Below are 24723 nucleotides of genomic sequence, written 5' to 3'. Positions count from 1 at the left end.
CTACTCGTAGAACCTGTAATCAACCTCGATCTGTCGACTTAAGCTGCCGAGATCTGTCAGAAAATCCTGAATGTACTCATGCAGACCAATTTCGAAGATATCAGAGATTTTTTGATCCAGGTATTTCTCGTAGAGGCCATTCGAGGCCTCGCAGGAAGGCCCGGCAAAGCCATAGTCTTTCTTTAGGTAAGAAAGGTTTTCTTGAATTTTTCTGCAGCAAAAGTGAAGGCTGCGCGGCATTCGCTGATCCAAGATCAAAAACTGTGCGATATCAGACGGCTGGGTTTTCTCACCGTGGGTCATTCGATATCCTCCGCCAGCGCCGACGGAACGGAGAATGCTTTCCCATTGGATGTTGTCCAGTGATGAGCCAACTGAGAAAGCTGTGGGCAGAAGAACGTAGTATTTCACGTCCAGAATGCGCCCGGTATTGTCGGCTCGTTCAACGAACGTACCAATGCGGGTGAAGTCGAAAATGTCATTGCGTAGCATCGTGCCCAATGTAGCGCCACGAACCAGAGCTGCCTGTTGGCGAATAAGCTCCAGCGTCGCTGGCAGGTCCCGCTCATTCACGCGGCGCTTCATGACATCATCAATCTGCATCCAGGTAGAGTTTACTGCGCTCCAAACATCGTGTGTCAGTGCGGTTCGAACAAGACGCGCATTGTCCCTTGCCTGCTTGATGACTGATTTGATCGAGGATGGATTATCCGCATCACGCAGCATCCAATCCACCGCGTTGTCTTTTGAAACATCATCGTATTTGGCGTGGTAACCATCGAGAACGCCGGCCGTTTTCAGAACAGAACCCCATTCTTCGGTCGAATTCTTGGTGCGGGTCAACGCCATCCGCTGACCTGTTTCAAGCAGCCTGGCCGTGTTTTCCGCTCGTTCCAGGTAGCGGGACATCCAGAACAACCCACCAGCAGTTTTTCCCAGCATGGTCAGTCCTCCAGAACCCAGGTGTCTTTGGTTCCACCGCCCTGGCTCGAGTTTACGACCAATGACCCTTTCTTAAGTGCCACGCGGGTCAGGCCGCCGGGAGTGATCTTGATCCCCTCAGGCGACACTAAAACGAAAGGCCGCAGATCGACATGTCTGGGGGCCAGCCCCGAGCGCGCGAAGATCGGAACGGTTGAAAGCGACAGTGTCGGCTGAGCAATATAGTTCGCTGGCCGCGCTTTGAGCTTGTCGCGGAAAGCTGAAATCTCTTTCTTGCTGGCGGTCGGGCCGATCAACATCCCGTAGCCGCCAGACCCGTGCACTTCTTTCACAACAAGGTCGGACAGATTGTCCAGTACGTAGGACAGAGATTCGGGATCGCTGCAACGCCACGTGGGAACATTTTGAAGCAGGGGCTTCTCACCCGTGTAGAATTCAACGATTTCAGGCATGTATGAATAGATCGCCTTGTCATCGGCTATGCCTGTTCCCGGGGCGTTCGCAATTGTGATACCGCCAGCGCGATAAACGTCCAGAATACCCGGCACACCCAATGCGCTGTCGGGGTTGAAATTCAACGGGTCCAGAAAGTCGTCATCCACTCTGCGATAGAGAACGTCAATGGGTTTATAACCTCTGGTGGTGCGCATGCAGACACGCCCGTTTACAACCCGCAGGTCGTGACCTTCGACCAATTCCACGGCCATCTGATCTGCCAAGAAGGCGTGCTCGTAGTAGGCTGAATTGTAGATGCCAGGCGTCAACACGGCGACAGTGGGTTCTCCCTCGGCGCAAGCTGGCGCGCATGCAGCCAGAGACCGTCTTAAACTACGCGGGTAATCGGAAACATTCCGGACATTTGTGGCGCTAAACAGTTCCGGGAACATTTTGAGCATCGTTTCCCGGTTCTCGAGCATATAGCTCACACCGGACGGTGTACGCGCATTGTCTTCCAGCACGAAAAACTCGTCCGGCCCGGTTCGCACCAAATCAACACCGACTATGTGCGTATAGACCTTACCAGGTGGCGTGATGCCCAACATCTGCGGCAGGAACGCTTCGTTTGCGGCGATCATCTCAGCTGGCACACGGCCAGCGCGAACAATTTCCTGACGGTGGTATATGTCATGAAGAAACGCGTTGATTGCTCGAACTCGCTGTTCGATACCTCGTTCCAGCCGCTGCCACTCTCGTGCCGAAATGACACGCGGCACGATATCAAACGGTATCAGTCGTTCTTCTGCCTCTGCTTTGCCGTAAACATTAAAGGTGATGCCCGTCAGCCTAAAAACTTCTTCGGCTTCACGCTGTTTCGCCCTCAGCCGTGATACGTCTTCAGCATTGAACCAGCGGCCGATCTCTTCATATGGACCTCTGAGTGATCCATCGCCGTTGAACATTTCATCAAAATACTCACTCATGTGTTAAGTTTCACGCTCAAATCAGAATTTTCAAGTCGTTCAGGCTCGATTTGATACTGTCGTCGTAAGTAACGTCTAATTTTCAGGCGAATTGAATATTGTGGTGATACTAACAAAGTTGCGTTATCCGCGTTTCCAGCTGTTGAAGCACAACGCAGCGAACGGGCAAACAAGGCCCATAGATATTGCCAATTTTCTGTGAAGGCTGACCGCCCAAACTCGGATAAAGAGGGTTAAGTTCGCGTCAAAACCCCGCGAACTCCTTCAATGGTTTCATCAATCAGCCTAGCCATTTTGAGTAGTCGCTGACCAGAAGATGTGTTGGCGCGACGTCCTCCTGAACCTCGGCAAATCGGCCAATTGGGTCGCGAAAAACATTGTCGGTCTCGTCGTCATTGACGGTCGAGACCTCGCCGATTAGCACATCGCCACCTTCGCCCCAAAACGCGTGCCAATCACCAGGGCGAAGGGTGACGCTTTCACCAGGGGCCAGGCGCAGTTTCTCGCCCGGGCCGTAGTCGCGGCGGATACCATCCAGCCAGACTACGCCGCCGCGATCCTCTGCAAAACCTCCGGCATCATCCGAGCCGAAAAGCTCGACCACTAGGGTCGCGCCACCACGGTTGATGATATCTTCTGCCTTCAGAACATGCGTGTGCATCGGCGAAAGCTGATCCTGCCGTGAAATCAACAGCTTCTCAGCGTAACACATGCCGCCGCCTTTCGCCAAGTCGCTCTGCAGACCGTTGCGCAGAGTGAAAAGAAACAGGCCCATCCGATCAAAATCACCGTCGCCGTAATCAGTGATATCCCAACCGCAACGCGCGTCAATCACGTGACGGGCATCGCTTTCACGAGCCTTAAATTCTTCCGGCGTCCAATAGGCAAACGGCGGCAATGTGAAACCGTGAGAGCGAATTAACTCATCTGCTTGAGCCATAATCTCGTTGATGCGCGAACGTTTCATGCGGGCACTTTTTGAATCTTGAGAATTTCAATCACCATTGCAGCTGTCCAAGTGAAATCTCCACCCCCACACGGTTCACCACTGATGGGATCATAGTATTCCGCAAAGCCGCTTTTCTCAATGAGGCGCAAGCTGCCAGCAAGGATACGTTGTGCCATTGCTTCCTGTCCTGATTGGATAAGCCCTTCGGCAATCATATAGTTCACGACCAGCCATGTCGGTCCACGCCAATAGCGTTTACTGTCAAAGGCGTCATCCGCCGGGTCGTGGCTTGGCACCAGATAATCGCATCGCTCGGACAGCAAGGCGATCCTTCGCACCAGGGCTTGGGCGCGCTCGGGAGGCACCTGAGCAATTGCCGCAAGTAACCCGCCGACCGTTGGCGTGTCTTGCAGAATCCCGGCGGCGCGATTGTAACACGTGTATTGTCCAAGATTTGCATTCCATAAGCTTTCCAACGCTTCACGGCCCTTGGTGGCCATTTCGCGTGCTTCAGAGGCCATAGCAGGAATACCCAAAATCTCCGCCAATTCCGCAACATCGTCACAAGACCGAATAAGGATGGCATTGAACCCTGGGTCAACCAGTCGGAAAGGCGAGGCGTCATGTAGTTTTGTGTTATCCCATCGCAATCCGCGGAAGTGTTCCACCAACCAGATATACCTTTGGTACTGATCATCTGTCGGGCGATGATCGGGATTGGCATGAGTTGTATCGCGTCGCGTGAACGGTGCTATGCCCTCAGTCGGTACAGCATCCAGCCCTTCGTCCCAGTCCACCGAGTTGTCTCGCCCGGATTCCCACGGGTGAATGATTGCCACCAGCCCGGTGTTTTCTGGATCGCGGTTGCGGTAAAACCACTGATGCCATGCGTGGACCTTGGGCAGAAGTTCAGCAAGCCGCGTCCGGGTGGCGGCTTTGTCTTCGGCCCGATTATAGAGTTTGCGCAGGGCAAGACCCGCAACCGCCGGCTGGGTGATACCGGTCGTCGGCACAGATTGGCCGGTTTGCCAGACGTCAGGACCGGGGAAATAGCCGTCATCGGGTTCGTGAAATACGATATGGGGCACCATACCGTCTTCCCACTGATGGGCCATTAGGGTCTCGACCTCGACCCAAGCCCTGTCCAAGTCAAAATGCGAAAAGCCTAGCGCAGACAATGCGCTATCCCAGTTCCACTGAAAGGGATAGAGACCGTGGGTAGGCACGGTATAACTGCCACGGTCGTTGCCTTCCATTACTTTGCAGGCCTGATCGATCAGCGCTTGGCTCATCGTGGTTCTCCTTTACGCAACGGCCAGAGTTGTTTTGGGGTCAAACCAGCGTCCGCGACCCTCTTGCGGCGCCAAGGTGAGTACGTCACCGGGTTTCACGTCGAGCTCACTATCCAGCACAGCGCGGAATTGGTGCCCGTCCACATCGCAAGTCACCAGCAAATGCGCGCCCAGAGGCTCCACAACTTTGGCCCGCGCTCCGAAACCCTGATCTGCAATGCGCAGATCTTCCGGTCGAATCGCCCATTTCAGTTCTTTGCCGTTTGCCGGCCCGTCAAAGTTTTGCCCCGCCACATTCCAGCGCCCGGAACCCGCTGCTTCGGCAGGAAGGAAGTTCATTGGCGGATTGCCGATAAAGCTGGCCACAAACTCGGCCGCTGGATCCCGGTACACCTCGATAGGCGAGGCGGCTTGAACTATCTTTCCCTGATGCATGACGCTGATCCGGTCAGCCATGGACATAGCTTCGACCTGATCGTGGGTCACGTAGATTGCTGTGGTTTTACTTTCAGCCAGAACACCCTTCAGCTCGGCCCGCATCTCCATCCGCAACAATGCGTCAAGGTTAGACAGCGGCTCGTCCATCAGGATCACATCCGGTTCCATCGCCAATGCACGGGCAACGGCGACCCGTTGGCGCTGACCACCCGACAGCTCGCCCGAATAGCGCTTCAGAAGCTGCTCGATATGCATCAATCCAGCGGTGCGTTCGACCCGACGTTTGACTTCCTCATCGGGCAGTTTCTGCATCCGCAGACCAAAGCCGATATTTTCGAACACAGTCAGATGCGGGAACACCGCGTAATTCTGGAACACCATCGAGATACCGCGATCCTTTGGCGACAGGTGATCCACCCGGCGACCACCGATCCAGACCTCGCCGGTGGTCGCTGTCTCGAGCCCCGCAATGATACGCAAAAGCGTGGACTTGCCGCAGCCTGAAGCACCCAAAAGCACCATGAATTCCTGATCTGAGATGGTTAGGTTGATGTCGTGCAGAGCCTGGTAGGACCCAAAGTTCTTGGCGATGTTTTTGATCTGTATTTCAGCCATAACAGTTTCCTTTCAGCCACCGCTCAGCGGTTGGCAATACCCCACATGGCAAAGAGATATTTGCGCACGGCGAAGATGAAAATCAGTGCAGGCACCACGAGAATGAACCCGCCTGCAAATTTCAGATGCAGCGGTGCTTCGCCCAGGGTCTGCAACAGGAACGCGGGAAGCGTCCGGTTTTCGATGGTCAGAACGGCGGCCGCGAAAACCTCGTTCCACGAGATTACGAAGGCAAAGATAGCCGAGGCCGTGATCCCCGGGAGGACCAACGGCAGGATCACCTTGGTAAAGGCGGTCAGCCGCGTGCAGCCCAATGTCCAGGCCGCTTCTTCCAGCTCAAGCGGAATGCCTGAGAATAGCGAAAAGGTTATGAGCACCGCAAAGGGGATTGCCAGTGTGGTGTGGACAAGGGCCAGACCGAAGGCTGTGTCATCCAGACCCGTGCGGATAAAGAGAACCGCCAGAGGCAACGCCAGCAGTGGCAGTGGGAAAGCCCGTGTCAGCAGGATCAACAGGCGGAACAGTTCCTTCCCCCGGAAGTCGAACCGTGACAGGGCGTACCCAGCCGGGGCTCCGATCGCGATGGACATCACCATCGTCATCAAAGCAACCACAACTGAATTCCACAGTGCCGCCAGCATTCCCTGGAACCCCGCAAAGAATTCCAAGGATCCCATGTCAAATTCCGGGAGGAAGCTCTTGGGGAAGCTGTTCACAGTATCCGGTGAGGACATCGTATTCACAAACAGCAGGTAGAGCGGGACGATCACCCAGGCGCACAGCAGGATAACCCCGGCCCGGTAAAGCCCTTTGCCCGCCTTACGCGCGTCGGGGGCAACTACGTCTGCAACAGCCGTCATATCGTGGCTCCTTTCGGGACGCGCAAGGCGCGCATAATGATCAGAGTGAAGACGATCGAGATAATCAGAACGATGATCGCGAGTGCTGCTGCCGCACCTCCATTTTGCAGATCAAACTGATAGGCGTAGATCTCGCCCATAAGCACCGGGAAAATCGTGCCCCCAAGGGCGGCGACCACGGCAAAAACCTCAAAGGCAAGGATGACGCGCAGGACCAGGGCCGTTTGCAGCGATGGGCGCAAAAGTGGCAGGGTGATCCGCGTGAATTGCTTCCAGCGCGAGGCTCCAAACACGTCTGCGGCCTCGTAGTATTCCTTGGGTATCAAGCCGATGCCTGCGACAAGGATCACAAGCATAATCGCGGTTGCGCGCCAAATCTCGGCCAGCATAATCGCAAGGAATACAATCCAGGGGGTCTGATAGCTCAGCAAACTCACAGGTTGGTCAGTGACACCCAATCCCACCATCATCGAATTCAGGAAGCCTGACTGCTCGAAGATTGCCAACCAGATGATACCAGCTGCAAGGTCCGAAATGCCCAGCGGGATGGTCCAAATGTACAGAACCAGATCGCGTCCCCTTTGCATCTTCGTGACCATTGTGGCCATCAGAAGCGAAAGGGCCAACTGGATCGGCACCACAGCCGCTGCCAGAAGAAAAGTGTTCTTCATTGAAATCGGGAACTTCCAGTAGTTCACAACCTCGCGAAAATTATCCAGTGAGAAACCGCTCTCGGTTCCAAAAGCCTGCTGCGCCACCAACGCAAACGGGTAAAGAAAGAACAGGCAGAGAAACAGAGTCACCGGGAGGATCAGAAGGTATGGCAATAGCCGCGCTTCCATCGGACCGCTCCTTCAAGTTGGGAAAATGCTGGGGAGCCGGGCCGCTATTTCAGCGGCCCGAACGTTGGAAAGGTCTTACTCAACCGGGCACGCGCCTTCCGAAGGCGCATCAGGTGCCCAGCAGGGCGCGCCGGTTTCAGTCATGATTTTTTCAAGCTGTTTCTTCTGATCATCCAAGACTTGCTCGATGGGCTGGCCAGCCAGAACAATGCGTTCAAACGTATCTACGTAGACACGATTGAAATCACCGCCCATGCTGCCCAGACCTGCGGGCAACAATCCAGGATTGGCATCTGCCGAACCGCTCATCTTGGCAACGGCTTCACCGGCAGCTTTTACCGAAGGCGGCAAATCGTCTGGCAACTCGACGTCAACTACAGGGAAGAAGTTAGTGGCTCTCAGAGTTGCGATCTGGGTCTCTGGCTGCATCAGATAAGTTACCAGAGCTTTGGCACCTTCTGCATCCGGCGCGGTGCGCGGGATGGCAACACCTGCCAGAACAGGCATGAAGCCACGGCCGGTCGGACCTGCAGGTGCCGGGAAGGCGACGAAATCATCGGGGCGTTCATTGAATGCCTGCGCCAGGCGCGAGGTGTGATCGAAGACGATCCACGCATCTCCGTTCAATAGCTGTTCCTGCATAAACGAGAAGTTGGTTGATGCAGGGTTCGTATGGCTCCAAAGCTCTTTGAACTTCTCCCATGCGGTCACAGCCTCGGGCGAAGAAAACGTTCGCACGACACCGTTAGTGTAGGACGGGTAAAGATAGCCTTGGAAAAAACGGTGTTTCAGCCCTTTGGGCCCAGCCGGAAAACCGAATTTCTTCTGACCAGTCGCTTGTTCGACATTGGCTGTCCATGCGATCAACTGGTCATAGGTCAGCGCGTTAATGTCTGCACCTTCTGGCAGGTATTGCAGCGCTTCCTTGTTGGCGGCCATGATATAGCTCGCTTGCATCCACGGCATGTATTGCAGGCTGTCCGTTCCCAGCTTAGCCAGATCGTTGAAAGTGTCCGACGCCGACATCACACCCAGATCGCTGAGATCCATCAGATCATCGGGGTTCATTGCCGAGAAGTTGCCGTGCAAAGAGCCCAGCAGATCAATACTTCCCGAGCCCGCCTGCAACTCGGCTTGGAGCCGGGTCAACCAAGGGCCATCTTCGTTTGGCTGGTAATCAACTTCGCCATCAAATCCACCAAGCACCTCGGCCCGCATTGCTTGCGCCTCTTCAGCAGGACGGGCTTGGGTCGACCAGAACAGAGTTTCGGCTTGTACGGCAGCTGCGCCAACAAGAATAGCCAAACCTGATACGGCACCCGCAAGTTTCGATTGAATGGACATGTTTTCCTCCGTTTGTCTGAGGCTGGCCAAAATCTGGCAACCTCCCTCCCTCGCCGACAATCTTGGATCAGTCTATGGCGAATGTTGGCACTATGATATATCGTTTTATCATGAGTCAAGTCAGATAGCCCGTTTATATTCCCATATTTTACTTGAAGTATTCGATTTCGACTGCAAAATAGACAAAACGTTATATCTGTAAAAACTCATCCATGGCGAAGAAACCCACCCTTTCCAGCGTTGCCAAAGAAGCTGGCGTGTCAGTACCAACTGTTAGTCAGGTCTTGCGCGACACAGGTCGAATTTCAGAAAAAACGCGTCAAAAAGTTTTGAGCGCAGCTAAGCGGCTTCGATACGTTCCAAATCACGCTGCGGCCACAATGCGATCGGGCGACAATCGCGAAATCGGCTTTATCCTTAACAAGTTGGCAAACCCGTTCAACGCAGAGGTCGTTAGCGGCGCTGTTAACCTGCTGGAGGCCGAGGGCTTTATGGTTTCGGTCCTCGATGCTCAAGGAGACCTTCAGCGCCAGGACCGCCTTCTGGAAGCCTGCATCAGATTTGGTCGACGTGGTCTGATCTGGGTTCCGGCACTCAACACCAGCGGGGACGCCATGGGGCTTCTGGATGCTCACGGTGTTCCTGCTGTCACATTCATGCGAAAGGTGTCTCAGTCTCTGGATCACGTTGGTGTTCTAAACAAAGAGGCCCTCGTGCAGGCGACACAACACTTGATTGATTTGGGGCACAGGCACATCGCCTACTTAGGTGGAACCGAACAGACGTCTGTGCGCGAAGAGCGCATTGCCGGTTATCTGAGTGCCTTGGGAAAATTGGGCGGCGTGCATCCGGTTATCTGGCCATGCGAAGAAACCAAACGCTCTGGTGTTGAAGCAATCACCGCACTTCGTCAGCGACACCCTGAGGTAACAGGCGTTGTTTGCAATGGCGATGTTGTTGCACTTGGGGCATGCTTTGGCTTGATCCAATCCAATTTGAAACCCGGGCGTGACTTTTCAGTAGTAGGCTTCGACGACATCGAAGATGCCGCCGTCTCGACGCCGGGCCTCACAACAATGGCGATCAACCCAAAAAAATTGGGTACGCGATTGGCCGAGATCCTTCTGGACCGCATGCGAACACCTGAAATGCCAGTTCGTCATTTCGAGTATTCTGCAACCCTGACGATTCGAGGAACATCAGGGGCAGCCTCTGACCAATAAAATGTAAGTCTCGGCTGCTGTTCGCGTCCATTCCGGGTAACGCACTGTACTGTCCGTCTTGCTATGGGCAAGCAACAGTTGGACAGCGCGCAAAGTACCCGTTTCTGATAGATCAACTGAATCAACGCTGCTTTGGTGCGTCTGAGTGAATGGGTTCTCTGGCCTGATGACACTCATCCAATCGCTTACACCTACTCTCGGACAAGCTTAGCGTATTGGCTCCGGGCCCAAGCTTCGACACCGCGCCGACGAACACATTATCCACTGCCATGATTGATAAACCGGTCTGCGGACGATGAAGTCATCAGCTTCTGCTGCTCGCCGCAAGGGGTCGTCTACGAGGCGCGTGCCTGTGATCATGTTTTCGTTGGTTTTCCAGGTGTGCTGTCTTTTTGACTGACCGCCAGAACCTCTTCAAACTCTTGTAAGGGTGCTCAGGATCGGCCGCAGGGAACAGCCACGGGCATTGTGGGGCTCTCTCTTCTTGCGTTTTCGATGACAGCGTGATGGCCGGCGAGGACAAAGGCAGATGCTTGCGCCGCGTCTGTGAGATGGCGGGAAAGCGCCGGACGTCCGGCGACCCAATCCGGCCCGGATTCCGCAACGGACTGAAAAACCGCACCGAAAACCGCAGCGGGTGTCAGCCACGCTGCGGCTTTGATCGTGATGCGAAGCGCCTAAACCTCGACTTCGACCTTGCCGATCGGGTTCGAGCAGCAGGCCAGAATGTACCCCGCGTCGATGTCGTCTTCCGAGATCCCTCCGTTGTGGACCATATGGACCTCGCCGGCAGTTTTCTTGACCTTGCAGGTCCCGCATACGCCGAAGGTACAGCCTGACGGAATGTTCAGGCCAACCGAGCGGGCGGCGGCAAGGACCGTGTCGGTCTCGGCAACCTTGGCCGTCACGCCCGAGGTCGCGAACAGGATCTCGGCGCTGCTGTCGTCGTCCAGAACAACGTCATCCAACTCGGGCTGATCCGCCTTGGTTTCCACCGGCGCGCCGAAGCTTTCCTGATGGTAGTTGTTCATATCAAAACCAAGACCGGCCAGCGCGTCGCGCACCGCTTGCATGAAGGGCTCAGGACCGCAGCAATAGACTTCGCGCTCAAGGTAATCCGGCGCCATCAGGCCCAGCATCAATTGGTTGAACTGACCCTGATATCCAGTCCATGGGCGGTAGCGGTCCGGCTCTTCCACCACGAACTTCAGGTCCAAACCATCCGTGCGGCTGGCCATCTGTTCCAAGCGCTGGCGGAAGATGATCTCGGATGGCCTTTTGGCGCAGTTGATGAAGACAACGTCCAGATCGCGGCCTTCGTCCCACATGCAGGTGGTCATCGACGTCATCGGCGTGATGCCTGAGCCAGCCGAGATAAACAGGAACTTGCGCGCATCGCTCAATGCGTTGGTGAACAGGCCCGCAGGCCCAATGGCCTTGATCCGCATGCCGGGTTGAAGATTGTCCAGCATCCAGCGCGTGCCGATACTGTCGGGTTGCGCTTTGGCGGTGATGGTGATCGACCGCGGCCGCGACGGCGACGATGAGATCGTGTAGGTGCGATGCACAACGCCTCCGGGCTGGCCGGGCGCCGGAATCTCGAGCGTCAGGAACTGACCGGGGTGATAGGCGAACTGCGCCCCCGAGGGGGCACGGAACGAAAAGCTGGCGGTGTTCGGCATCTCGGGCACGACCGAGACACATTCCAGCATCTCTCCATCCTGCCAGACGGCTGATGAAAGCGTGTTCAGGTCTTTCATCAGCCTTACTCCGCCGCCATGGAGTCAGGCGCCAGGCGGGCCGAAACTGTGTTGCAATACCAATCCACGAATTGCAGCACGCCGGATTCCTGAATGGCTGAATACGGGCCGGGTACATAGGCCGGGCTGTTGATGCCCTGCTGGTTGTCCTCGACCACCTGACGGTCTTCGTTATTCGTGGCGACCCAGACTTCGGTCAGACGTTTCACGTCATAGTCAACGCCTTCAACGGCATCCTTGTTGACCAGCCATTTGGTCGTGACCTCGGTCTCTGTCGGGCTGATCGGCGTGACGCGGAAAACAATCGAGTGGTCGGCAAGAAAGTGGTTCCACGTGGTCGGATAGTGGAACTTCAAAAGCGATCCCGCATCCGCAAAGGGCGACCGGCCCAACCAGCGGCGCACGGCGGATTTCCCGTCCATCGTATAGCTCTCGGCGCCTTCTTTCAGCGGCATCCGCGCCAGACGGTATTGGCCGTCCTCGTGCAGGTAGAACTGCGATGGCATACCCGCTGCCTGGCACCTGTCGAAATGGGCTTGCATGTAGGCTGGGGTTTCACCGCCTTCGATCCCCGTCACGCCCGGATCATCAGGGAAGGTCCGGCACAGCGCAGGGTGGTTGCCGCCGCAGTGATAGCACTCGCGATTGTTTTCCCAGACCAGTTTCCAGTTGCCGTTCTCGATGATCGTGCTTTCGAAGGCGACCTTGGCATTCGCAAGATCATGCGGCTCAAGATACGGGCGCGCGATATTGGCGAACGTGTCAAAATCCGGGGCGACATCCGCCAGACAGATGTAAACCAACCCGGCCAGCTCGCGGCAATGAACCGTCTTCAAACCATGCTGTCTGGGATCAAACTCCGGCCCCATGTCGCGAGCCCACAGCAATGAGCCGTCAAGTTCGTAGGTCCATTGGTGATACGGGCAAACCAGCTTCGGCGCGTTGCCTTTTGCCGCCTTGCATATGATCGAGCCGCGATGGCGGCAGGTGTTGTGAAACGCCCGGATCTGGTTGTCGGCGCCGCGCACGATGATCATGCGATAGGCACCCACGTTGTATGTTACATAGTCGCCGGCTTTCACCAGTTCACAGGCCGGAATGGCAAAGAGCCACTCACGATAGTGGATGGCTTCCAGGTCGGTCTGAAAAATCTCGGGGTCGGTATAAAAGGCCCGTTCCAGAGCATAGCCCGGGATTCGACGCGCCAACAGGTTTTGGACATTGTTCACTTCTGGCTCTCCTGCCGCGCCCCGCGGCATTGCTTGGGCAGATGACAGGGAGGAACCGTCCGGAGGCGCGCGAGGACCACGTCCGAAACCCGTGCCCCCACCGCCACCCGCGGTTTGACATATCTGCAAGGCTGGTTTCCGGACTTGAAAGGGGCTTGCACCCGGTTGCGACACCTTCCCGGGATCCTCGTCCCAGTGGTTGATTGTCGAACCTGACCTTTCTTACCGTTGCGGGGGCAGTGCCGGAATTCCACCGGCTTCCCAATTCTCCGCTGTCTGAGAATCAAACAGCGGCACCTCACGATGGCAGCCTACTTTTTACCCGCTTGGGCGCTGAAATGCTTGCGACATTTCCGGTTTCAAAACAGACATAGAAATATTCCGGCAGAGTGGACGGCGCCGGGACCACAGTCCTTGGCACAGGGGCGTGGCAGGCCCGCCAGCATGGCGTTTTGCGGTGGCCGATGGCCTTGCGATGGATGCGGCCACGTCTGACATCCGCGCCGTAAAATTGACCCCCAACCGCGACGGCGAAGGCCGGCTGCTCTGATCAGAAACCAAACGCTGCGCGTCGCCAGAGCATGGCTGAAAAAGAGAGTGTCGGGCCAAGTGAAGGAGGTTTGCAGCAGGCCCTTTTGCGTAAAGTTGATCCGTTTGGGATAGTGCTGGCTTTCAATGGGGCAGGTGAAGAATGCGAATATCCGTCATGCGAGAGTTGTCAGTCCACCCTGTCAACGGCCGGTAGAAAACCTCATTTTGTCTATAAAAAATTGTCTTTTTCGGGAAAAACCATTACGTTTTCCGAAAATGGTGGAAAACACCGGAGGCAGTAAGAGAGCAGATGCCAAAACCGAAAACAGGTGTTTTGCGGACAACAGTTCCTTCGCGCCTCATGGGAAAACGGGATGGTCTGTTTTTCCTCTGGGGGCAGATAGAACGCGCGCGCTTGAAGGTCGAGGGCGGCGAACGCGCCGAGGGCGCAGCCTCGGACGGGCCAAGGGCAAACACGGCCGGTGAGGTCAAGGGATCGACGACAGCATTGGTGGACGAGTTTATTTTCTACTGACTTTTGTGATGAAACCGGGCCTGGCGGCCCTATTTCTTCTCGAAGAACAGAATGACTTCACCCAGACGGACGCCATAGCGTGAGACATACGCGCGGTTCAGCAGACGGTCGTCATCCAGCAGCCACATCCAATCGTCGAATTTGACACGCATGGTCCCGTCCTTGATCGGCAGGTCGATCTTGTATTTCCAGTTGAACGTATCCCCGCGTTCAATCCCGCTGGCGGTACCCAGTACGCCAGGCGCCGTACCGGTCCACGTATCCTCTCCGGTTTTGGTCAATGTCCAGATGCGTTGTTCCGTCGCGCCATCGTCGTAGACGAAGTCTTCGACCAGGGTCAGGGTTTCGCCGTCCCATGTCCCGTCGATATCAACCGTGAATCTGCGGGGGATATTTCCCAGAACATCCTGAAACTGACCGTAGGCCACTGTTTTGCCTTCGAAAAATTCCTCGAGGTTCAACTGTCGGTCCGACAGAAACGTTTTTGGTACCTTCGGTTTGCCGGAGCAGGCCGCCAAAACTGCAAGGCTTGCGATGGCAATGCAGGCGATGAAAGAGCGAAAGGTGATCATTGCAACGGTTTCCCTTCCGAAGTCGCGTCATACCCGTTTGACCCACTTGGATGAATCGGTTTCGATCTGGGGCTTGGACGCATTGTGGCGATCAGTTCCGCGACCTTGACGCCAAACTTGCGCATCTCGGACCGGTTCATGATGACGCCGGTTTCTGTCAGGTACATCCAATCGGTGACGTCCAGCGTATGTCCACCAGCGTCATCTGGCAGAATGATACGATAGGTCAGTTTCACCGTGGACCCCGAGATGATGCCCCGACCTTCGCCCACGATATCATCCGCCATTGCCGTGAACGTGTTGCCGGTTCCCAGCGTCAGGTACCATTTGCGGGTCATCTGTTTTCCGTTGGAATAGGTGAAGTATTCGGTCAGCGTGCCCGAGTTGCCTTGCCATTCGCCGGACATGCGCGCGACAAAGCTGTTCGACATTTTGCCGTTGGGGCCATAGATCAGGCCCTCGGACAAGATCTCTCCGTTCAGGTGCTTTTTCAGGGAAAAATCTGGCCCGGTGCCACTGTAATCGGACGGCGATTGCGCGCGAAAGCTCAGCAGCCTTGCACGGATGAAGACAGCGGTCAGAAGGACCAGAAGGATGACGGTGAAAGCATTCATTTGCTTGTGACCTCGGTGGGCAGGGTCAACACCATCCCGAACGCTCCGACTTTCAGGATGCAGGGCAGCACAGCATAGGCAAGATTGAGTGTATCCAGCGCCTGTGCGGAATTGGTTTGACCGGGGGTGAAACCGCTGCGTTCCAGCAGCGGCAGAGTGAAAAAGGCAGCCAGGGCGAGGCCCAGTTTGCCAGCGAAGGACCAGATGCCAAACGCAGCTGATGCGTTCAGCCCGGCCCGGGTAAGGACGATCGAGAACATGGCCGGCAACACGACCATATCCGCGCCCAGCGCCGCGCCCGAGGCGAGACAGATCATTGCAAACCCCGCAAGATTTCCTGCACTCAGTGTGGCGGCGCCGATAAAGCCGGCGATCGAGAGCGGCATGGCGATAATCAGAGTCTGTTTCGGGCCAATTTTGTTGCTGAGCTTTGCCCAGAGTGGGACGCTCGCGCCTGCGCTCAGGAAGAACAGGATCAACAAAGGACCCGCCTTGCCCGGCAGTTGCAGCCGGTCTTCCACAAAAAACAGAAACAGGGTGGAGGTTATGGCAACCGGGAGGCTGTTGACCAAAGCCAGCGCAAGAAGGCGCAAGCCACCGGCCTGACCCAGACCTGCAAAGGACAGGCCTGATCCGGTGATCGGTCTGCGCCGCCAGATCGGGATTGTTAGTATCAGGGTCAGAACGGAGAGCAGCCCCAGAAACGCTCCGAATGCGGGGTAGCCTTGGGAGTGTGCCCCGAAAGCAACCAACAGGGCCGGAGCGCTGGCTGCGATGACCACCCCGGTCAACTGCCCGCCTTCACGATAGGCGGCCAGTGTCATCAGCTCTTTCGGATCGGTTCGCTTCGCCAGAGTTGCGCTGCGACCATACAGAAGAATGGTTCCCAGGCTGTACGCCGAGAACAGCAAGATCAGGATCGCGACCAGTTCCGGCACGCTGGCACCCTGCGGCAGATTGAAAAGCAGGGGAAACCCGATTGCCAGCCCCAAAGCCGCCATCGCCGCAAATGCAAGCTGGCCGCCGGGCCATCGGTCGATTGCCCAACCGATCAGCGGATCCTGCACCAGATCCACCAAACGGATCACCAGCAGCACCGTACCAATGACCCCAAGGCCAATACCCAGGTTCACGGCTGCAAAGCGCGGCAAGTGGATATAAAGCGGGATACCCGCCGCAGCGAGCATCAACGCATAGAGACTGACCCGGGGATAGCGCATCACCGCCCCTGTAGCCTGCGCGTGAAGGACGCGGACCGCGTGTTGTCTCCCAGGAACACAGACATGAAACTGCGCTTGATGCCCGGATACGCCATGGTGCAGGTCTTTTGCCCGTTCAGCCAGAAACTGACCTTATCGGGACCATCAGAAACCGCCAGATAACTGTCCCCTTTTGCCACGGCTTTGAAACACCGGTTCAGTTGGTCGCGAACGGGTGCTGAACGGCCGATGCGGTCCATCTCGTCAAGTGTCGAGTTGACCAGCGCTTTCTTCTTGATGTTCTTGCGATAGGTCAGTTGCAGGGCGATATCTTCGCTCCAACTGAACGGCGCACCTTTGGGCGTGTAGAGTTTGGCGTCATAGATTGGCAAACCCAGATAGCGGAACGTCGCGGTTCCGCGCAGTTGGGCATCGTTCAGTTCTTCCGTGACCGGCGACGCGACCAGCCCATTGGGGATCAGCAAGGAAAGTGCAAGAAACGCTGTGCGCCATATCGCCTTATTCAGCGGCAACAGATAGGGCCGGGTCTTTCCCAGGAATGCCATTTTCAGCTCCGATGGTTTGCGGGGCACCATTTATTCGAGCAACGATATGCATCGCGCTGGCTATCCCGTCTTCGTGAAATCCGTGCCGGTTGTAAGCACCGGCAAACCAAGTTCGGTTCTGTCCCTGCATCTCGCGGATTTGCCCTTGCGCCTTCAGGGCGGCCTTGTCGAAGACCGGATGGGCAAATTCGACCTGGTCATAGATCTTTTCCGCGGGAATTTCTGATGAAGCGTTCAGCGTTACAAACAGCGGGTCACTGTCCGGAATGTTCTGAAGCCGGTTCATCCAGTAGGTTACCCCCACATCTCCGGCTTGCGAACGATAGGTCCAGCTTGACCAGCAGGCGCGCCGCTTTGGCATCTGACCTGGGTCACAATGCAATATGGCCGTATTGGGCTGGTAGCGGATTGCGCCCAATGCAGCGGCTTCCGCGGGGGTCGCGCCATCACCCAAAATGGAAAGCGACTGGTCCGAATGGGTGGCCAGGATGATTTCATCGAACTGATCCACGGCGCCCTGGCTGTGGATGGTGACGCCCATCTCGTCACGGGATACATTCTGAACAGGGCTGGCCAGACGTATTTCTGCCCCCCGCGCACGAAGGGCCGCGTCGATCCGGCGGACATACTCTATGCTGCCGCCTTTGACCGTGTACCATTGATGCTGGTTTGCGCGACCACTTGCCAGCAAAGCGTGATTGCGGAAAAACTGCACCAAAGAGCGTGCGGGGAACTGATCCACGAACTCGACCGGCGTAGACCAGATGGCACCGCACATCGGCATCAGATAATTGTGCCGGAACCAGTGACCCAGCCGCAGCTGGTCCACCAATTCGCCAATCGTGGTGTCATCGTCCTTGGCGGCTTCTGGGGCTTCTTTGCCAAACCGCAGAATATCAGCGATCATTTTATAGTAAGCCGGACGCGCCAGATTGCGCTTTTGAGCGGTCAGTGTGCGCAGATTGTTCAACCCGTATTCAATGCGGCCATTGTCGATTGTCGCGCCAAAGCTCATCTCGCTTTCGATCACGGGCACGCCCAGCTCATCAAACAGCCGGGTCAGGTAGGGATATGTCGCATAGTTGAAGACGATGAAGCCCGTATCGACCGGTTGATCCCCGTTCTTTCCGGCCATCACCGTGCGGGCATGGCCACCAAGCCGAGGTTCGGCCTCATAGACTGTCACGTCGTTGTTTTCTGAAAGATAGTAAGCGGCGGAAAGTCCCGAAATGCCTGCACCTACAATCGCGATTTTCTTCCGTACACCCCGGGGTTCGTCGAACATTCAAGCCTCTTTATGTGACAGTTTACAAAAAGATACGCAGGGTAGGCACAAGTGGATCAATCCGATTAGAAGTTTTTAACAGATGCACTACCTTGTGGCTTCTGGTTTGAGCTTCCGTGACCTGCGCCACCGTTTTGATCCGAAGCGGATGCGAGGCCGTATTATGGTGAAACACAACTGAATCGGCCCACACATGAGCAGCTTTGACGGCAAAACCATTTGGATCATCGGCGCAAGCGAAGGGCTGGGTCGCGCTTTGGCGCATGCGCTCGGCCAACAGGGTGCTTCCCTGATCCTGTCTGCGCGCAATCTTGAGCGGTTGTCCGAACTGTGTTCTGAACTGCCGGATGCGCGCGCGATCCGGTGCGATGTGACCGAGTTAGACTCTGTTCGTTCGGCTGTTGCCGAGGCGGGGCATGTCGACGGGCTGGTTTACAATGCAGGTGCGTATGACCCCATGCGTTCGGCCGAATGGGACACCGAGGCGTCGCTCAGGATGAGCGATGTGAACTATCTGGGTGCGCTGCGGGTTCTGGGTGAAACCGTTCCGGGTTTTGTCCGAGCAGGCCAGGGAGAGGTTACTTTGATCGGGTCACTGGCCGGGTATCACGGGCTACCCGCCGCCATCGGGTATGGCGCCAGCAAGGCCGCACTGATTTCTCTGGCCGAGACGATGCGGCATGATCTGGCAGGTACGGGCGTGACGGTGCGTATCGTCAATCCGGGCTTCATCAAGACCCGCCTGACCGAGAAGAACGGTTTCAAGATGCCGATGTTGATGTCGCCCGAGGATGCGGCGGATCGCGTGGTCAAGGCGATGGCGCGTCGTCGTTTCCGTACGGATTTTCCGGCACCGTTTTCCTGGTGCATTCGTCTGATCGACTGTCTGCCGGATCTGCTGGTTTATCGTGGAAAATAGACTCTAACAAAACTGCCCCTGACAGAACCAGCCGGCGGACATCGCGCCTCCGTGGCCATAGAACAACCACAGGCGCTCTCCCTGTTCTGTCACCACCACCCAGTAATCGCGTACTCCGCTGCGCCAGTTGGGGTCATCCAGCCACCATTCCGGCGCGATGCGTTCCGGGCCGGTGGCCTGCGCCAGTCGCCAATCTCGTCCACGCCAGCGAAAGGTGCAGGGCACATTCGGGGTTTCCGGGGCCATCACGGGTTCGGGCTGCCACATCTGCAAGGGGCGGGGGCGCGGCGGGGCAGGCCAGTCGCGCGCGGGTTCCGACCAGGCCGCCGCCAGCGTTTGCGCCGTTTTCTCGGGGATATGAGAGGCCGCAGGATGCCGCCGGGTGATCGCGTCCAGCCCGACCCGCGCGCCCAGCTTGGCCGTAAGGTCATCCACGGCTGTATTGCCCTCAAGCCGGTTGCGGGCCGCGCGGCGCGCTTCGGCATGACCGGCGATGGTACGGGCGTGGATGGGTTCTGTCTGGATCGCTTCAAGCCGCAGTAAGTCGATGCCATAGCCTGCGTCGATCTTGTCAATTTTCATCTCTAACAAAGGACGAATGCGATTTTTGTCATAGGTCGGACGGGCCAGGCCGATCTCGATGATTTCAGCGGCCTGATCCGCACGGTGGGCTTCCAGACGCAGCGTGCGGACCCCGCGCCCCTTCTCTTCCAGTTTGGTGCAGAGCGTTGGCAGAATCCGATCGACAGCGGCCATCACGTCTTCGACCAGGCCAATCGGGTTGGGCAGAGTCATCCGCACCGCAAAGTGATGTGGCGGACGGGCGGGCGAGACCGGCTCGGGCGCGCTGCCCATCGCCTGATCCAGACGCAACACCAGCCCGCGGCCGAACCGCCGTGCCAAACTGGCACGCGGCTGGCCCAGCAGATCACCGATCCGGCGCAGGCCCAGGCGGTTCAGTTGCGCCACGGTCTGATCGTCCAGCCGCAGCGCCGCGATGGGCAGGGGGCTGAGCGCGCCATAGGCCTGCCCCGGCGTGGCAATCCGCGCGCCACCGCCCAGCGCCATCACCTGTGGCGCGGCCCCGCCCCTGGTCCAGTGCCGCCGCTTGCTTGCCCGGGCGCGGGTGGCGCGGGCCTCTTGGTTGATGGCGTCGCCGTTGCGGTAAGACGTGGCCTCTTGCCCGGCATAGCGGGCCAGCGCCCAGGCCGCGCCCAGCGTGTCGGCGATACCCATCTGCACGCTCAGGCCCATGTCGGCGCAGTCGGTCTCAAGCACGCTCAGCAAGGTCTCTTCACCGCCGAACAGATGGGCACAGCCCGACAGGTCAACGATCAGGCCATCGGGGGCCTCTTCGGCCACCCATGGGCTGAACTTGCCCGCCCAGCGGCGCAGCGCGGTCAGAAACGCAGCCTCGACCGGGGCGTTGCGAGGGCGGGTGATCAAGCTGGCGCACATGGCATGGGCATCGCGTACCGGCTGACCCACGCGCAATCCGGCGGCCTGTGCCTCGGCATTCAATGACGTGACGATCTGCATGTTCGACTGTTCGGCCACAACGGCCAAAGGCCCGGCATGCAGGCCCCGCGCGGCGCGGACCAGCCGTTCGGCCCCCAGACGGGGAAACCACAGCGAAAGAATTCGGCGTTTGGGCATCGGCAGGCATCATTGATGTTCTTATTTTGTTCTTAATCCAGAATCACCTGCCGAGTCCACGCTTACCCGCAGGTCAGACGCTGAATAACACCAGCGTCGTTCACATAGACGTTCAGCCTGTCGATACGGTAATCCTGTGTGGCGATGTCATCCGGGCCCAAAACACGAGACCGTTCGGGAAGATCGGCCTGAATCGTCGACACGGGCTGACCGACCGTTTCGGCAAAGGGCTCGCCCTTGCAAAATGCCAGATCAACAGGAGCGTCTTCTGAGGTGGTGGCGACATCCTGCGGAACGCTTGTGTCTGCGCAGGCCGCCAGAAAGATAAAGATCGGTAAAAAACGGTGCATTGGCGTTCCTCATTCTGGCAATGTCGTTTCTGCAATATCAAACAATTAGCCAACCTGCCAAGAAAGCACAGTTGAAAACACCCTGTATTTGACGCAGGGTCGGGGCAAAAGTGACAGGGAGATAAGTACCATGCGTACCCGTGCTGCCGTCGCCGTACAGGCGGGCAAACCTTTGGAAGTGATGGATGTGAACCTTGAAGGCCCAAAGGCGGGCGAGGTTCTGGTTGAAATCAAGGCCACTGGCATCTGTCATACGGATGAATTCACCCTGTCGGGCGCCGACCCCGAAGGCCTGTTCCCGGCCATTCTGGGGCACGAGGGCGCCGGCGTGGTGGTCGAGGTCGGCCCGGGTGTGACCAGCCTGAAGCCAGGCGATCACGTGATCCCGCTCTACACCCCCGAATGTCGCGAGTGCGAATACTGTCTGCATCCCAAGACCAACCTGTGCCAGGCCATCCGCGAGACGCAGGGCCAGGGGCTGATGCCCGACGGCACCTCGCGCTTTTCGACGCTGGATGGCGATCCGATCCTGCATTACATGGGCTGCTCGACCTTCTCGAACCACACGGTTCTGCCCGAGATTGCACTGGCCAAGGTGCGCGAAGACGCGCCGTTCGACAAGATCTGCTATATCGGCTGCGGCGTGACCACGGGCATCGGCGCGGTGATCAACACTGCCAAGGTTGAAATCGGCAGCCGCGCCATCGTGTTCGGTCTGGGCGGGATCGGTCTGAACGTGATCCAGGGCCTGCGTCTGGCCGGGGCCGATCAGATCGTCGGCGTCGACCTGAACCCCGCCAAGGTCGAGATGGCCACCAAGTTCGGCATGACCGATTTCGTCAACCCGTCCGAGGTCGAGGGCGATCTGGTGCCCTATCTGGTGAACCTGACCAAGGGCGGCGCGGATTACACCTTTGATGCAACAGGCAATGTCGGCGTGATGCGCGCGGCGCTGGAATCGGCGCATAAAGGCTGGGGTGAGTCGATCATCATCGGCGTGGCGCCCGCGGGGGCCGAAATCTCGACCCGTCCGTTCCAGCTGGTCACAGGCCGGTCGTGGCGCGGTACAGCTTTCGGCGGCGCACGTGGGCGCACGGACGTGCCCAAGATCGTCGACTGGTACATGGAAGGGAAGATCGAGATCGACCCGATGATCACCCACACCATGGGTCTGGACGACATCAACACCGGCTTTGACCTGATGCACAAGGGCGAAAGCATTCGGTCGGTGGTGATTTACTGACACCCAGAAATTGCAAGGGCGGGGTTTAACCCGCCCTTTTTGTCTCCTATCTTCAGGATATTGATAAATATTTGAATAGAGTGACTAAATTGACCACTGAAGCAACGGAACGCTTGGCCGTTCTGATTGACGCCGAAAACGTTCCGGCAAAGCATGTTGCCGAGATTTTCGAAGAAGTTGCCACATTGGGTGAGGCAAGCCTGCGCCGGATCTACGGAGATTTCTCGGGCGGTACGCCGCAGGGTTGGAGCGCCGAGAAACTGGCGGAATACGCCATCGTACCGCACCAGCAATTCGCCAATACCACTGGCAAGAACGCCGGGGATATCGCCCTTGTGATTGATGCCATGGACATATTGCATTCCGGCCGGTTCGGTGGGTTTGTACTGGTGTCGTCAGACAGCGACTTTACCCGGCTTGCCAGCCGGATACGAGAACAAGGGTTGAGCGTGTTCGGGATCGGCGAAGAAAAGACGCCCAAAGCCTTTGTCGCGGCTTGCAACCGGTTCATCTACATCGAGAATATCAAAAAGGAGGAGGTGCAGGCGAACGATTCCCCGGAGAAAGCTAAGAAGCCCTCTGCCAAACAAGAGCTGAACCATGCTTATCAGTTGATCCGGAATGTCGTGCTCAAATCCGAGGAACCGGACGGATGGGCGGGCCTTGGCTGGGTCGGCAGTCAGCTCGGCATGAACTATCCGGATTTCGACACGCGAACCTATGGCTTCAAGCGGCTGAGCGACTTGGTACGAGCCACCGGGAAGTTCGAGGAAACAGGCGAAAACGGTGGCCGGAAGATCAGGCTTAAAGATCAGTAGCGGCCGCCCTACGAGCCCGGCCGCGCCGAGGCGCCGGTGTCGGAACGCGGCGAGCGGACGCGCAGAACCGGCTTGTTCGGCGATACATTGGCCCGGCTCTCGCGCCAGACAACGAACACACCGGACGCGATGATAATGCTGGCTCCGACTGCGACCCACATGTCGGGCGTTTCGCCAAAGAACATCATGCCGAATATCGTGGCCCAGATGATCTGGCTGTACTGGCTGGGGGCGATGACGCCTGCAGGCGCAGCCCGATAGGCCAGAATGATCAGGTGTTGGGCGATCACGGAAAACACGCCGACCAGCGCCATCATGGCCAGATGCAACAGGGACGGCGGCTGATAAACGGCCGGTTGGGCCAGGCTCATGACCACGATCGCCAGCAGCATCGGATACAGGATCAGGACGGCCGAGCGTTCCTCGTTCCCGATCTTGCGAACCAGCACCGATGCGAAGGCGCTACAGAATGCGGCCATCAGGGCGGCCAGATGGCCGAGCGTGATATCCGTTGCGCCGGGGCGCAGAACGATCAGCACCCCGATCAGACCCACGCCAACCGCAGCCCAGCGCTGGGCCCGGACGACTTCGCCCAGTATCGGAATCGACAGGACCGTGACGATCAGCGGGAAAGAAAACAGCAACGAATAGACCTCGGCCAGGGGCAGGACCGAAAAGGCATAGAACGCGCAGGACATGGCCGTGACCATCAGACCCGAGCGCAGCAACACCAACCAGGGGTGATGCGGCCGAAAGTTGCCCGTGGTCCGGTCCGTCAAGATCGTCACGGCCATCGGGACAAAGGAAAACAGCGTGGCAAAAAAGATGATCTGCATCACCGAGTAGGTCCCGCCCAGCGTCTTGATCAGCGCGTCATGGGTGGCAAAGACCGCAAAGCCCGCGAATGCATAGCCAAGACCCCGGAGGGTGGTGTTCTGAGTGCTCATGGGTCGGCCTCGGGTGATGTGTCGATGTGAAGGGGCAGCGCAAAAGGGGCTGTCTTGTCTCTGACTAACCCTATTTCCTCGACCCGCATAGCCCCTAATTTACCGCTAACATAGCAAGGCAGCCATGACGTGGGCTCAACGCAGGATCGGTGGCGCGTCCTTGGGCTGGCGGGCCGATTGCACCCCGGCCTTCATCCCAACACCGATGCGGCGCGCCAGAGCGACCCAGGGTGTGGCGGTTTCCGGGGGCAGGGTCTGGGTGGCGACCTCTTCGAACAGGTCCAGCCAATGGGCGAACATCTCGGGCTTTACGTCCGGTCGTTCGATATGCACCCGCTGCGGGTTGCCGTCATAGCTGCGCTCGAACAGGATGGCGTTGCGCCAGAAGGATGCGATCTTTTCCTCATGCGCGGGCCAGTCGGTGACATGGTTGGCGAATACCGGGCCAAGTACCGCGTCCTGCCGCACACGGGCGTAAAAGGCGCGAACCTGTGCGTTGATCTGCTCGGGCGTCGCGGGAAAGCGCGGCGGAAGGGTTGGTCTGGTCATGGTGGCCTGTTTTCGACTCTGTTT

The 24723-nt window shown here is 57.5% G+C and carries 26 protein-coding genes and 1 riboswitch; of the genes, 7 read left to right on the top strand and 19 right to left on the bottom strand.

Annotated features, from left to right (window positions below):
- The 8 genes from ACR0A2_RS10315 to ACR0A2_RS10280 all read right to left on the bottom strand — a co-directional run bounded on the left by ACR0A2_RS10315 (nt 1) and on the right by ACR0A2_RS10280 (nt 8703).
- Nucleotides 1-942 carry an alpha-E domain-containing protein gene (locus tag ACR0A2_RS10315; RefSeq protein WP_152459498.1) on the bottom strand — a complete coding sequence of 314 codons (942 nt, stop codon included), beginning with the start codon at nt 940-942 and terminating at the stop codon, nt 1-3.
- 2 nt (nt 943-944) lie between these two features.
- Nucleotides 945-2363, bottom strand: coding sequence for a circularly permuted type 2 ATP-grasp protein (locus ACR0A2_RS10310; RefSeq protein WP_171172167.1), 1419 nt, complete (start codon nt 2361-2363; stop codon nt 945-947).
- 280 nt (nt 2364-2643) lie between these two features.
- Nucleotides 2644-3330, bottom strand: a complete 687-nt coding sequence (locus ACR0A2_RS10305) for a D-lyxose/D-mannose family sugar isomerase (protein ID WP_171230006.1) — start codon at nt 3328-3330, stop codon at nt 2644-2646.
- Nucleotides 3327-4604, bottom strand: coding sequence for an amylo-alpha-1,6-glucosidase (locus tag ACR0A2_RS10300; RefSeq protein ID WP_480834942.1), 1278 nt, complete (start codon nt 4602-4604; stop codon nt 3327-3329). The genes ACR0A2_RS10305 and ACR0A2_RS10300 overlap by 4 nt, the downstream gene beginning before the upstream one ends.
- Before the next feature lie 12 nt (nt 4605-4616).
- Nucleotides 4617-5657: an ABC transporter ATP-binding protein gene (locus ACR0A2_RS10295; protein WP_152459494.1), complete on the bottom strand. Its 1041-nt coding sequence runs from the start codon at nt 5655-5657 to the stop codon at nt 4617-4619.
- A 23-nt stretch (nt 5658-5680) separates the two neighbouring features.
- Entirely contained in the window at nt 5681-6517 is an 837-nt protein-coding gene (locus ACR0A2_RS10290) for a carbohydrate ABC transporter permease (protein WP_152459493.1), read from the bottom strand.
- A complete protein-coding gene (locus tag ACR0A2_RS10285; protein WP_152459492.1) occupies nt 6514-7359 on the bottom strand; it encodes a carbohydrate ABC transporter permease in 846 nt (281 codons plus the stop codon). Before ACR0A2_RS10285 ends, ACR0A2_RS10290 begins: the two co-directional genes overlap by 4 nt.
- Nucleotides 7360-7434: 75 nt before the next feature.
- Nucleotides 7435-8703, bottom strand: coding sequence for an ABC transporter substrate-binding protein (locus tag ACR0A2_RS10280; protein WP_480834941.1), 1269 nt, complete (start codon nt 8701-8703; stop codon nt 7435-7437).
- Nucleotides 8704-8915: 212 nt separating this feature from the next.
- Here ACR0A2_RS10280 and ACR0A2_RS10275 point away from each other — a divergent pair, with 212 nt between their 5' ends.
- Nucleotides 8916-9926 carry a LacI family DNA-binding transcriptional regulator gene (locus ACR0A2_RS10275; protein ID WP_171363618.1) on the top strand — a complete coding sequence of 337 codons (1011 nt, stop codon included), beginning with the start codon at nt 8916-8918 and terminating at the stop codon, nt 9924-9926.
- Nucleotides 9927-10603: 677 nt separating this feature from the next.
- On the opposite strand, the gene ACR0A2_RS10270 is transcribed toward ACR0A2_RS10275, so the two are convergent.
- Together ACR0A2_RS10270 and ACR0A2_RS10265 are read right to left on the bottom strand one after the other, a co-directional pair.
- The gene (locus tag ACR0A2_RS10270) at nt 10604-11686 is read right to left on the bottom strand and encodes an FAD-binding oxidoreductase (RefSeq protein WP_480834940.1); all 1083 of its coding nucleotides are present in this window, start codon (nt 11684-11686) and stop codon (nt 10604-10606) included.
- Between the two features lie 5 nt (nt 11687-11691).
- Complete coding sequence (locus ACR0A2_RS10265) at nt 11692-12945, bottom strand: aromatic ring-hydroxylating oxygenase subunit alpha (protein WP_480834939.1); 1254 nt, start codon at nt 12943-12945, stop codon at nt 11692-11694.
- 82 nt (nt 12946-13027) lie between these two features.
- A riboswitch (cobalamin riboswitch) is annotated at nt 13028-13231 on the bottom strand.
- A 111-nt stretch (nt 13232-13342) separates the two neighbouring features.
- On the opposite strand from ACR0A2_RS10265, the gene ACR0A2_RS10260 reads away from it, so the two are divergent.
- Genes ACR0A2_RS10260 through ACR0A2_RS10250 form a run of 3 tightly spaced genes read left to right on the top strand, consistent with a single transcriptional unit; the run spans nt 13343 to nt 13981 of the window.
- A complete protein-coding gene (locus ACR0A2_RS10260) occupies nt 13343-13465 on the top strand; it encodes a hypothetical protein (protein WP_371814415.1) in 123 nt (40 codons plus the stop codon).
- A 31-nt stretch (nt 13466-13496) separates the two neighbouring features.
- Nucleotides 13497-13748: a hypothetical protein gene (locus ACR0A2_RS10255; protein WP_171617153.1), complete on the top strand. Its 252-nt coding sequence runs from the start codon at nt 13497-13499 to the stop codon at nt 13746-13748.
- A gap of 59 nt (nt 13749-13807) precedes the next feature.
- Complete coding sequence (locus ACR0A2_RS10250) at nt 13808-13981, top strand: hypothetical protein (protein ID WP_171640249.1); 174 nt, start codon at nt 13808-13810, stop codon at nt 13979-13981.
- A 29-nt stretch (nt 13982-14010) separates the two neighbouring features.
- Here ACR0A2_RS10250 and ACR0A2_RS10245 read toward each other — a convergent pair whose 3' ends face one another.
- Genes ACR0A2_RS10245 through ACR0A2_RS10225 form a run of 5 tightly spaced genes read right to left on the bottom strand, consistent with a single transcriptional unit; the run spans nt 14011 to nt 18217 of the window.
- Nucleotides 14011-14553, bottom strand: coding sequence for a DUF3833 family protein (locus ACR0A2_RS10245; protein ID WP_171617150.1), 543 nt, complete (start codon nt 14551-14553; stop codon nt 14011-14013).
- Nucleotides 14550-15167, bottom strand: a complete 618-nt coding sequence (locus tag ACR0A2_RS10240; protein WP_480834938.1) for a DUF3833 domain-containing protein — start codon at nt 15165-15167, stop codon at nt 14550-14552. The genes ACR0A2_RS10245 and ACR0A2_RS10240 overlap by 4 nt, the downstream gene beginning before the upstream one ends.
- A complete protein-coding gene (locus tag ACR0A2_RS10235) occupies nt 15164-16387 on the bottom strand; it encodes an MFS transporter (RefSeq protein WP_480834937.1) in 1224 nt (407 codons plus the stop codon). Before ACR0A2_RS10235 ends, ACR0A2_RS10240 begins: the two co-directional genes overlap by 4 nt.
- Nucleotides 16387-16932, bottom strand: coding sequence for a hypothetical protein (locus ACR0A2_RS10230; RefSeq protein ID WP_253283522.1), 546 nt, complete (start codon nt 16930-16932; stop codon nt 16387-16389). Before ACR0A2_RS10230 ends, ACR0A2_RS10235 begins: the two co-directional genes overlap by 1 nt.
- The gene (locus ACR0A2_RS10225; protein WP_480834936.1) at nt 16886-18217 is read right to left on the bottom strand and encodes an NAD(P)/FAD-dependent oxidoreductase; all 1332 of its coding nucleotides are present in this window, start codon (nt 18215-18217) and stop codon (nt 16886-16888) included. The genes ACR0A2_RS10230 and ACR0A2_RS10225 overlap by 47 nt, the downstream gene beginning before the upstream one ends.
- A gap of 193 nt (nt 18218-18410) precedes the next feature.
- Here ACR0A2_RS10225 and ACR0A2_RS10220 point away from each other — a divergent pair, with 193 nt between their 5' ends.
- Nucleotides 18411-19136 (top strand): SDR family NAD(P)-dependent oxidoreductase, encoded by a 726-nt coding sequence (locus ACR0A2_RS10220; RefSeq protein ID WP_480834935.1) that lies wholly within the window; start codon nt 18411-18413, stop codon nt 19134-19136.
- 3 nt (nt 19137-19139) lie between these two features.
- On the opposite strand, the gene ACR0A2_RS10215 is transcribed toward ACR0A2_RS10220, so the two are convergent.
- Both ACR0A2_RS10215 and ACR0A2_RS10210 read right to left on the bottom strand, forming a co-directional pair.
- Nucleotides 19140-20792 carry a Y-family DNA polymerase gene (locus tag ACR0A2_RS10215; RefSeq protein ID WP_480834934.1) on the bottom strand — a complete coding sequence of 551 codons (1653 nt, stop codon included), beginning with the start codon at nt 20790-20792 and terminating at the stop codon, nt 19140-19142.
- A 62-nt stretch (nt 20793-20854) separates the two neighbouring features.
- Nucleotides 20855-21142: an I78 family peptidase inhibitor gene (locus ACR0A2_RS10210; protein WP_171117012.1), complete on the bottom strand. Its 288-nt coding sequence runs from the start codon at nt 21140-21142 to the stop codon at nt 20855-20857.
- 130 nt (nt 21143-21272) lie between these two features.
- Between ACR0A2_RS10210 and ACR0A2_RS10205 the strand changes: the two genes are divergently transcribed.
- Nucleotides 21273-22385 (top strand): S-(hydroxymethyl)glutathione dehydrogenase/class III alcohol dehydrogenase, encoded by a 1113-nt coding sequence (locus ACR0A2_RS10205; RefSeq protein WP_171233384.1) that lies wholly within the window; start codon nt 21273-21275, stop codon nt 22383-22385.
- An 89-nt stretch (nt 22386-22474) separates the two neighbouring features.
- On the top strand, nt 22475-23203 hold the full coding sequence (locus tag ACR0A2_RS10200) for an NYN domain-containing protein (RefSeq protein WP_480446623.1): 729 nt from the start codon (nt 22475-22477) through the stop codon (nt 23201-23203).
- An 8-nt stretch (nt 23204-23211) separates the two neighbouring features.
- On the opposite strand, the gene ACR0A2_RS10195 is transcribed toward ACR0A2_RS10200, so the two are convergent.
- On the bottom strand, nt 23212-24150 hold the full coding sequence (locus ACR0A2_RS10195) for a DMT family transporter (RefSeq protein WP_152459476.1): 939 nt from the start codon (nt 24148-24150) through the stop codon (nt 23212-23214).
- Nucleotides 24151-24285: 135 nt separating this feature from the next.
- Entirely contained in the window at nt 24286-24699 is a 414-nt protein-coding gene (locus ACR0A2_RS10190) for a group III truncated hemoglobin (protein WP_171206665.1), read from the bottom strand.
- Between the last annotated feature and the right edge of the window lie 24 nt (nt 24700-24723).

This window comes from Ruegeria sp. H8 (genome assembly GCF_056532905.1).
This window is presented reverse-complemented; position numbering and strand designations above follow the sequence as displayed.

What these genes read in the sequence shown, in the direction of transcription:
- ACR0A2_RS10270 (WP_480834940.1), bottom strand. Translation starts at nt 11,686, where the DNA reads ATGAAAGACCTGAACACGCTTTCATCAGCCGTCTGGCAGGATGGAGAG.
- ACR0A2_RS10255 (WP_171617153.1), top strand. Translation starts at nt 13,497, where the DNA reads ATGGCTGAAAAAGAGAGTGTCGGGCCAAGTGAAGGAGGTTTGCAGCAG.
- ACR0A2_RS10285 (WP_152459492.1), bottom strand. Translation starts at nt 7,359, where the DNA reads ATGGAAGCGCGGCTATTGCCATACCTTCTGATCCTCCCGGTGACTCTG.
- ACR0A2_RS10240 (WP_480834938.1), bottom strand. Translation starts at nt 15,167, where the DNA reads ATGAATGCTTTCACCGTCATCCTTCTGGTCCTTCTGACCGCTGTCTTC.
- ACR0A2_RS10220 (WP_480834935.1), top strand. Translation starts at nt 18,411, where the DNA reads ATGAGCAGCTTTGACGGCAAAACCATTTGGATCATCGGCGCAAGCGAA.
- ACR0A2_RS10295 (WP_152459494.1), bottom strand. Translation starts at nt 5,657, where the DNA reads ATGGCTGAAATACAGATCAAAAACATCGCCAAGAACTTTGGGTCCTAC.
- ACR0A2_RS10305 (WP_171230006.1), bottom strand. Translation starts at nt 3,330, where the DNA reads ATGAAACGTTCGCGCATCAACGAGATTATGGCTCAAGCAGATGAGTTA.
- ACR0A2_RS10215 (WP_480834934.1), bottom strand. Translation starts at nt 20,792, where the DNA reads ATGCCCAAACGCCGAATTCTTTCGCTGTGGTTTCCCCGTCTGGGGGCC.
- ACR0A2_RS10225 (WP_480834936.1), bottom strand. Translation starts at nt 18,217, where the DNA reads ATGTTCGACGAACCCCGGGGTGTACGGAAGAAAATCGCGATTGTAGGT.
- ACR0A2_RS10265 (WP_480834939.1), bottom strand. Translation starts at nt 12,945, where the DNA reads ATGCCGCGGGGCGCGGCAGGAGAGCCAGAAGTGAACAATGTCCAAAAC.
- ACR0A2_RS10190 (WP_171206665.1), bottom strand. Translation starts at nt 24,699, where the DNA reads ATGACCAGACCAACCCTTCCGCCGCGCTTTCCCGCGACGCCCGAGCAG.
- ACR0A2_RS10275 (WP_171363618.1), top strand. Translation starts at nt 8,916, where the DNA reads ATGGCGAAGAAACCCACCCTTTCCAGCGTTGCCAAAGAAGCTGGCGTG.
- ACR0A2_RS10205 (WP_171233384.1), top strand. Translation starts at nt 21,273, where the DNA reads ATGCGTACCCGTGCTGCCGTCGCCGTACAGGCGGGCAAACCTTTGGAA.
- ACR0A2_RS10290 (WP_152459493.1), bottom strand. Translation starts at nt 6,517, where the DNA reads ATGACGGCTGTTGCAGACGTAGTTGCCCCCGACGCGCGTAAGGCGGGC.
- ACR0A2_RS10230 (WP_253283522.1), bottom strand. Translation starts at nt 16,932, where the DNA reads ATGGCATTCCTGGGAAAGACCCGGCCCTATCTGTTGCCGCTGAATAAG.
- ACR0A2_RS10315 (WP_152459498.1), bottom strand. Translation starts at nt 942, where the DNA reads ATGCTGGGAAAAACTGCTGGTGGGTTGTTCTGGATGTCCCGCTACCTG.
- ACR0A2_RS10300 (WP_480834942.1), bottom strand. Translation starts at nt 4,604, where the DNA reads ATGAGCCAAGCGCTGATCGATCAGGCCTGCAAAGTAATGGAAGGCAAC.
- ACR0A2_RS10235 (WP_480834937.1), bottom strand. Translation starts at nt 16,387, where the DNA reads ATGCGCTATCCCCGGGTCAGTCTCTATGCGTTGATGCTCGCTGCGGCG.
- ACR0A2_RS10195 (WP_152459476.1), bottom strand. Translation starts at nt 24,150, where the DNA reads ATGAGCACTCAGAACACCACCCTCCGGGGTCTTGGCTATGCATTCGCG.
- ACR0A2_RS10280 (WP_480834941.1), bottom strand. Translation starts at nt 8,703, where the DNA reads ATGTCCATTCAATCGAAACTTGCGGGTGCCGTATCAGGTTTGGCTATT.
- ACR0A2_RS10245 (WP_171617150.1), bottom strand. Translation starts at nt 14,553, where the DNA reads ATGATCACCTTTCGCTCTTTCATCGCCTGCATTGCCATCGCAAGCCTT.
- ACR0A2_RS10210 (WP_171117012.1), bottom strand. Translation starts at nt 21,142, where the DNA reads ATGCACCGTTTTTTACCGATCTTTATCTTTCTGGCGGCCTGCGCAGAC.
- ACR0A2_RS10250 (WP_171640249.1), top strand. Translation starts at nt 13,808, where the DNA reads ATGGGAAAACGGGATGGTCTGTTTTTCCTCTGGGGGCAGATAGAACGC.
- ACR0A2_RS10310 (WP_171172167.1), bottom strand. Translation starts at nt 2,363, where the DNA reads ATGAGTGAGTATTTTGATGAAATGTTCAACGGCGATGGATCACTCAGA.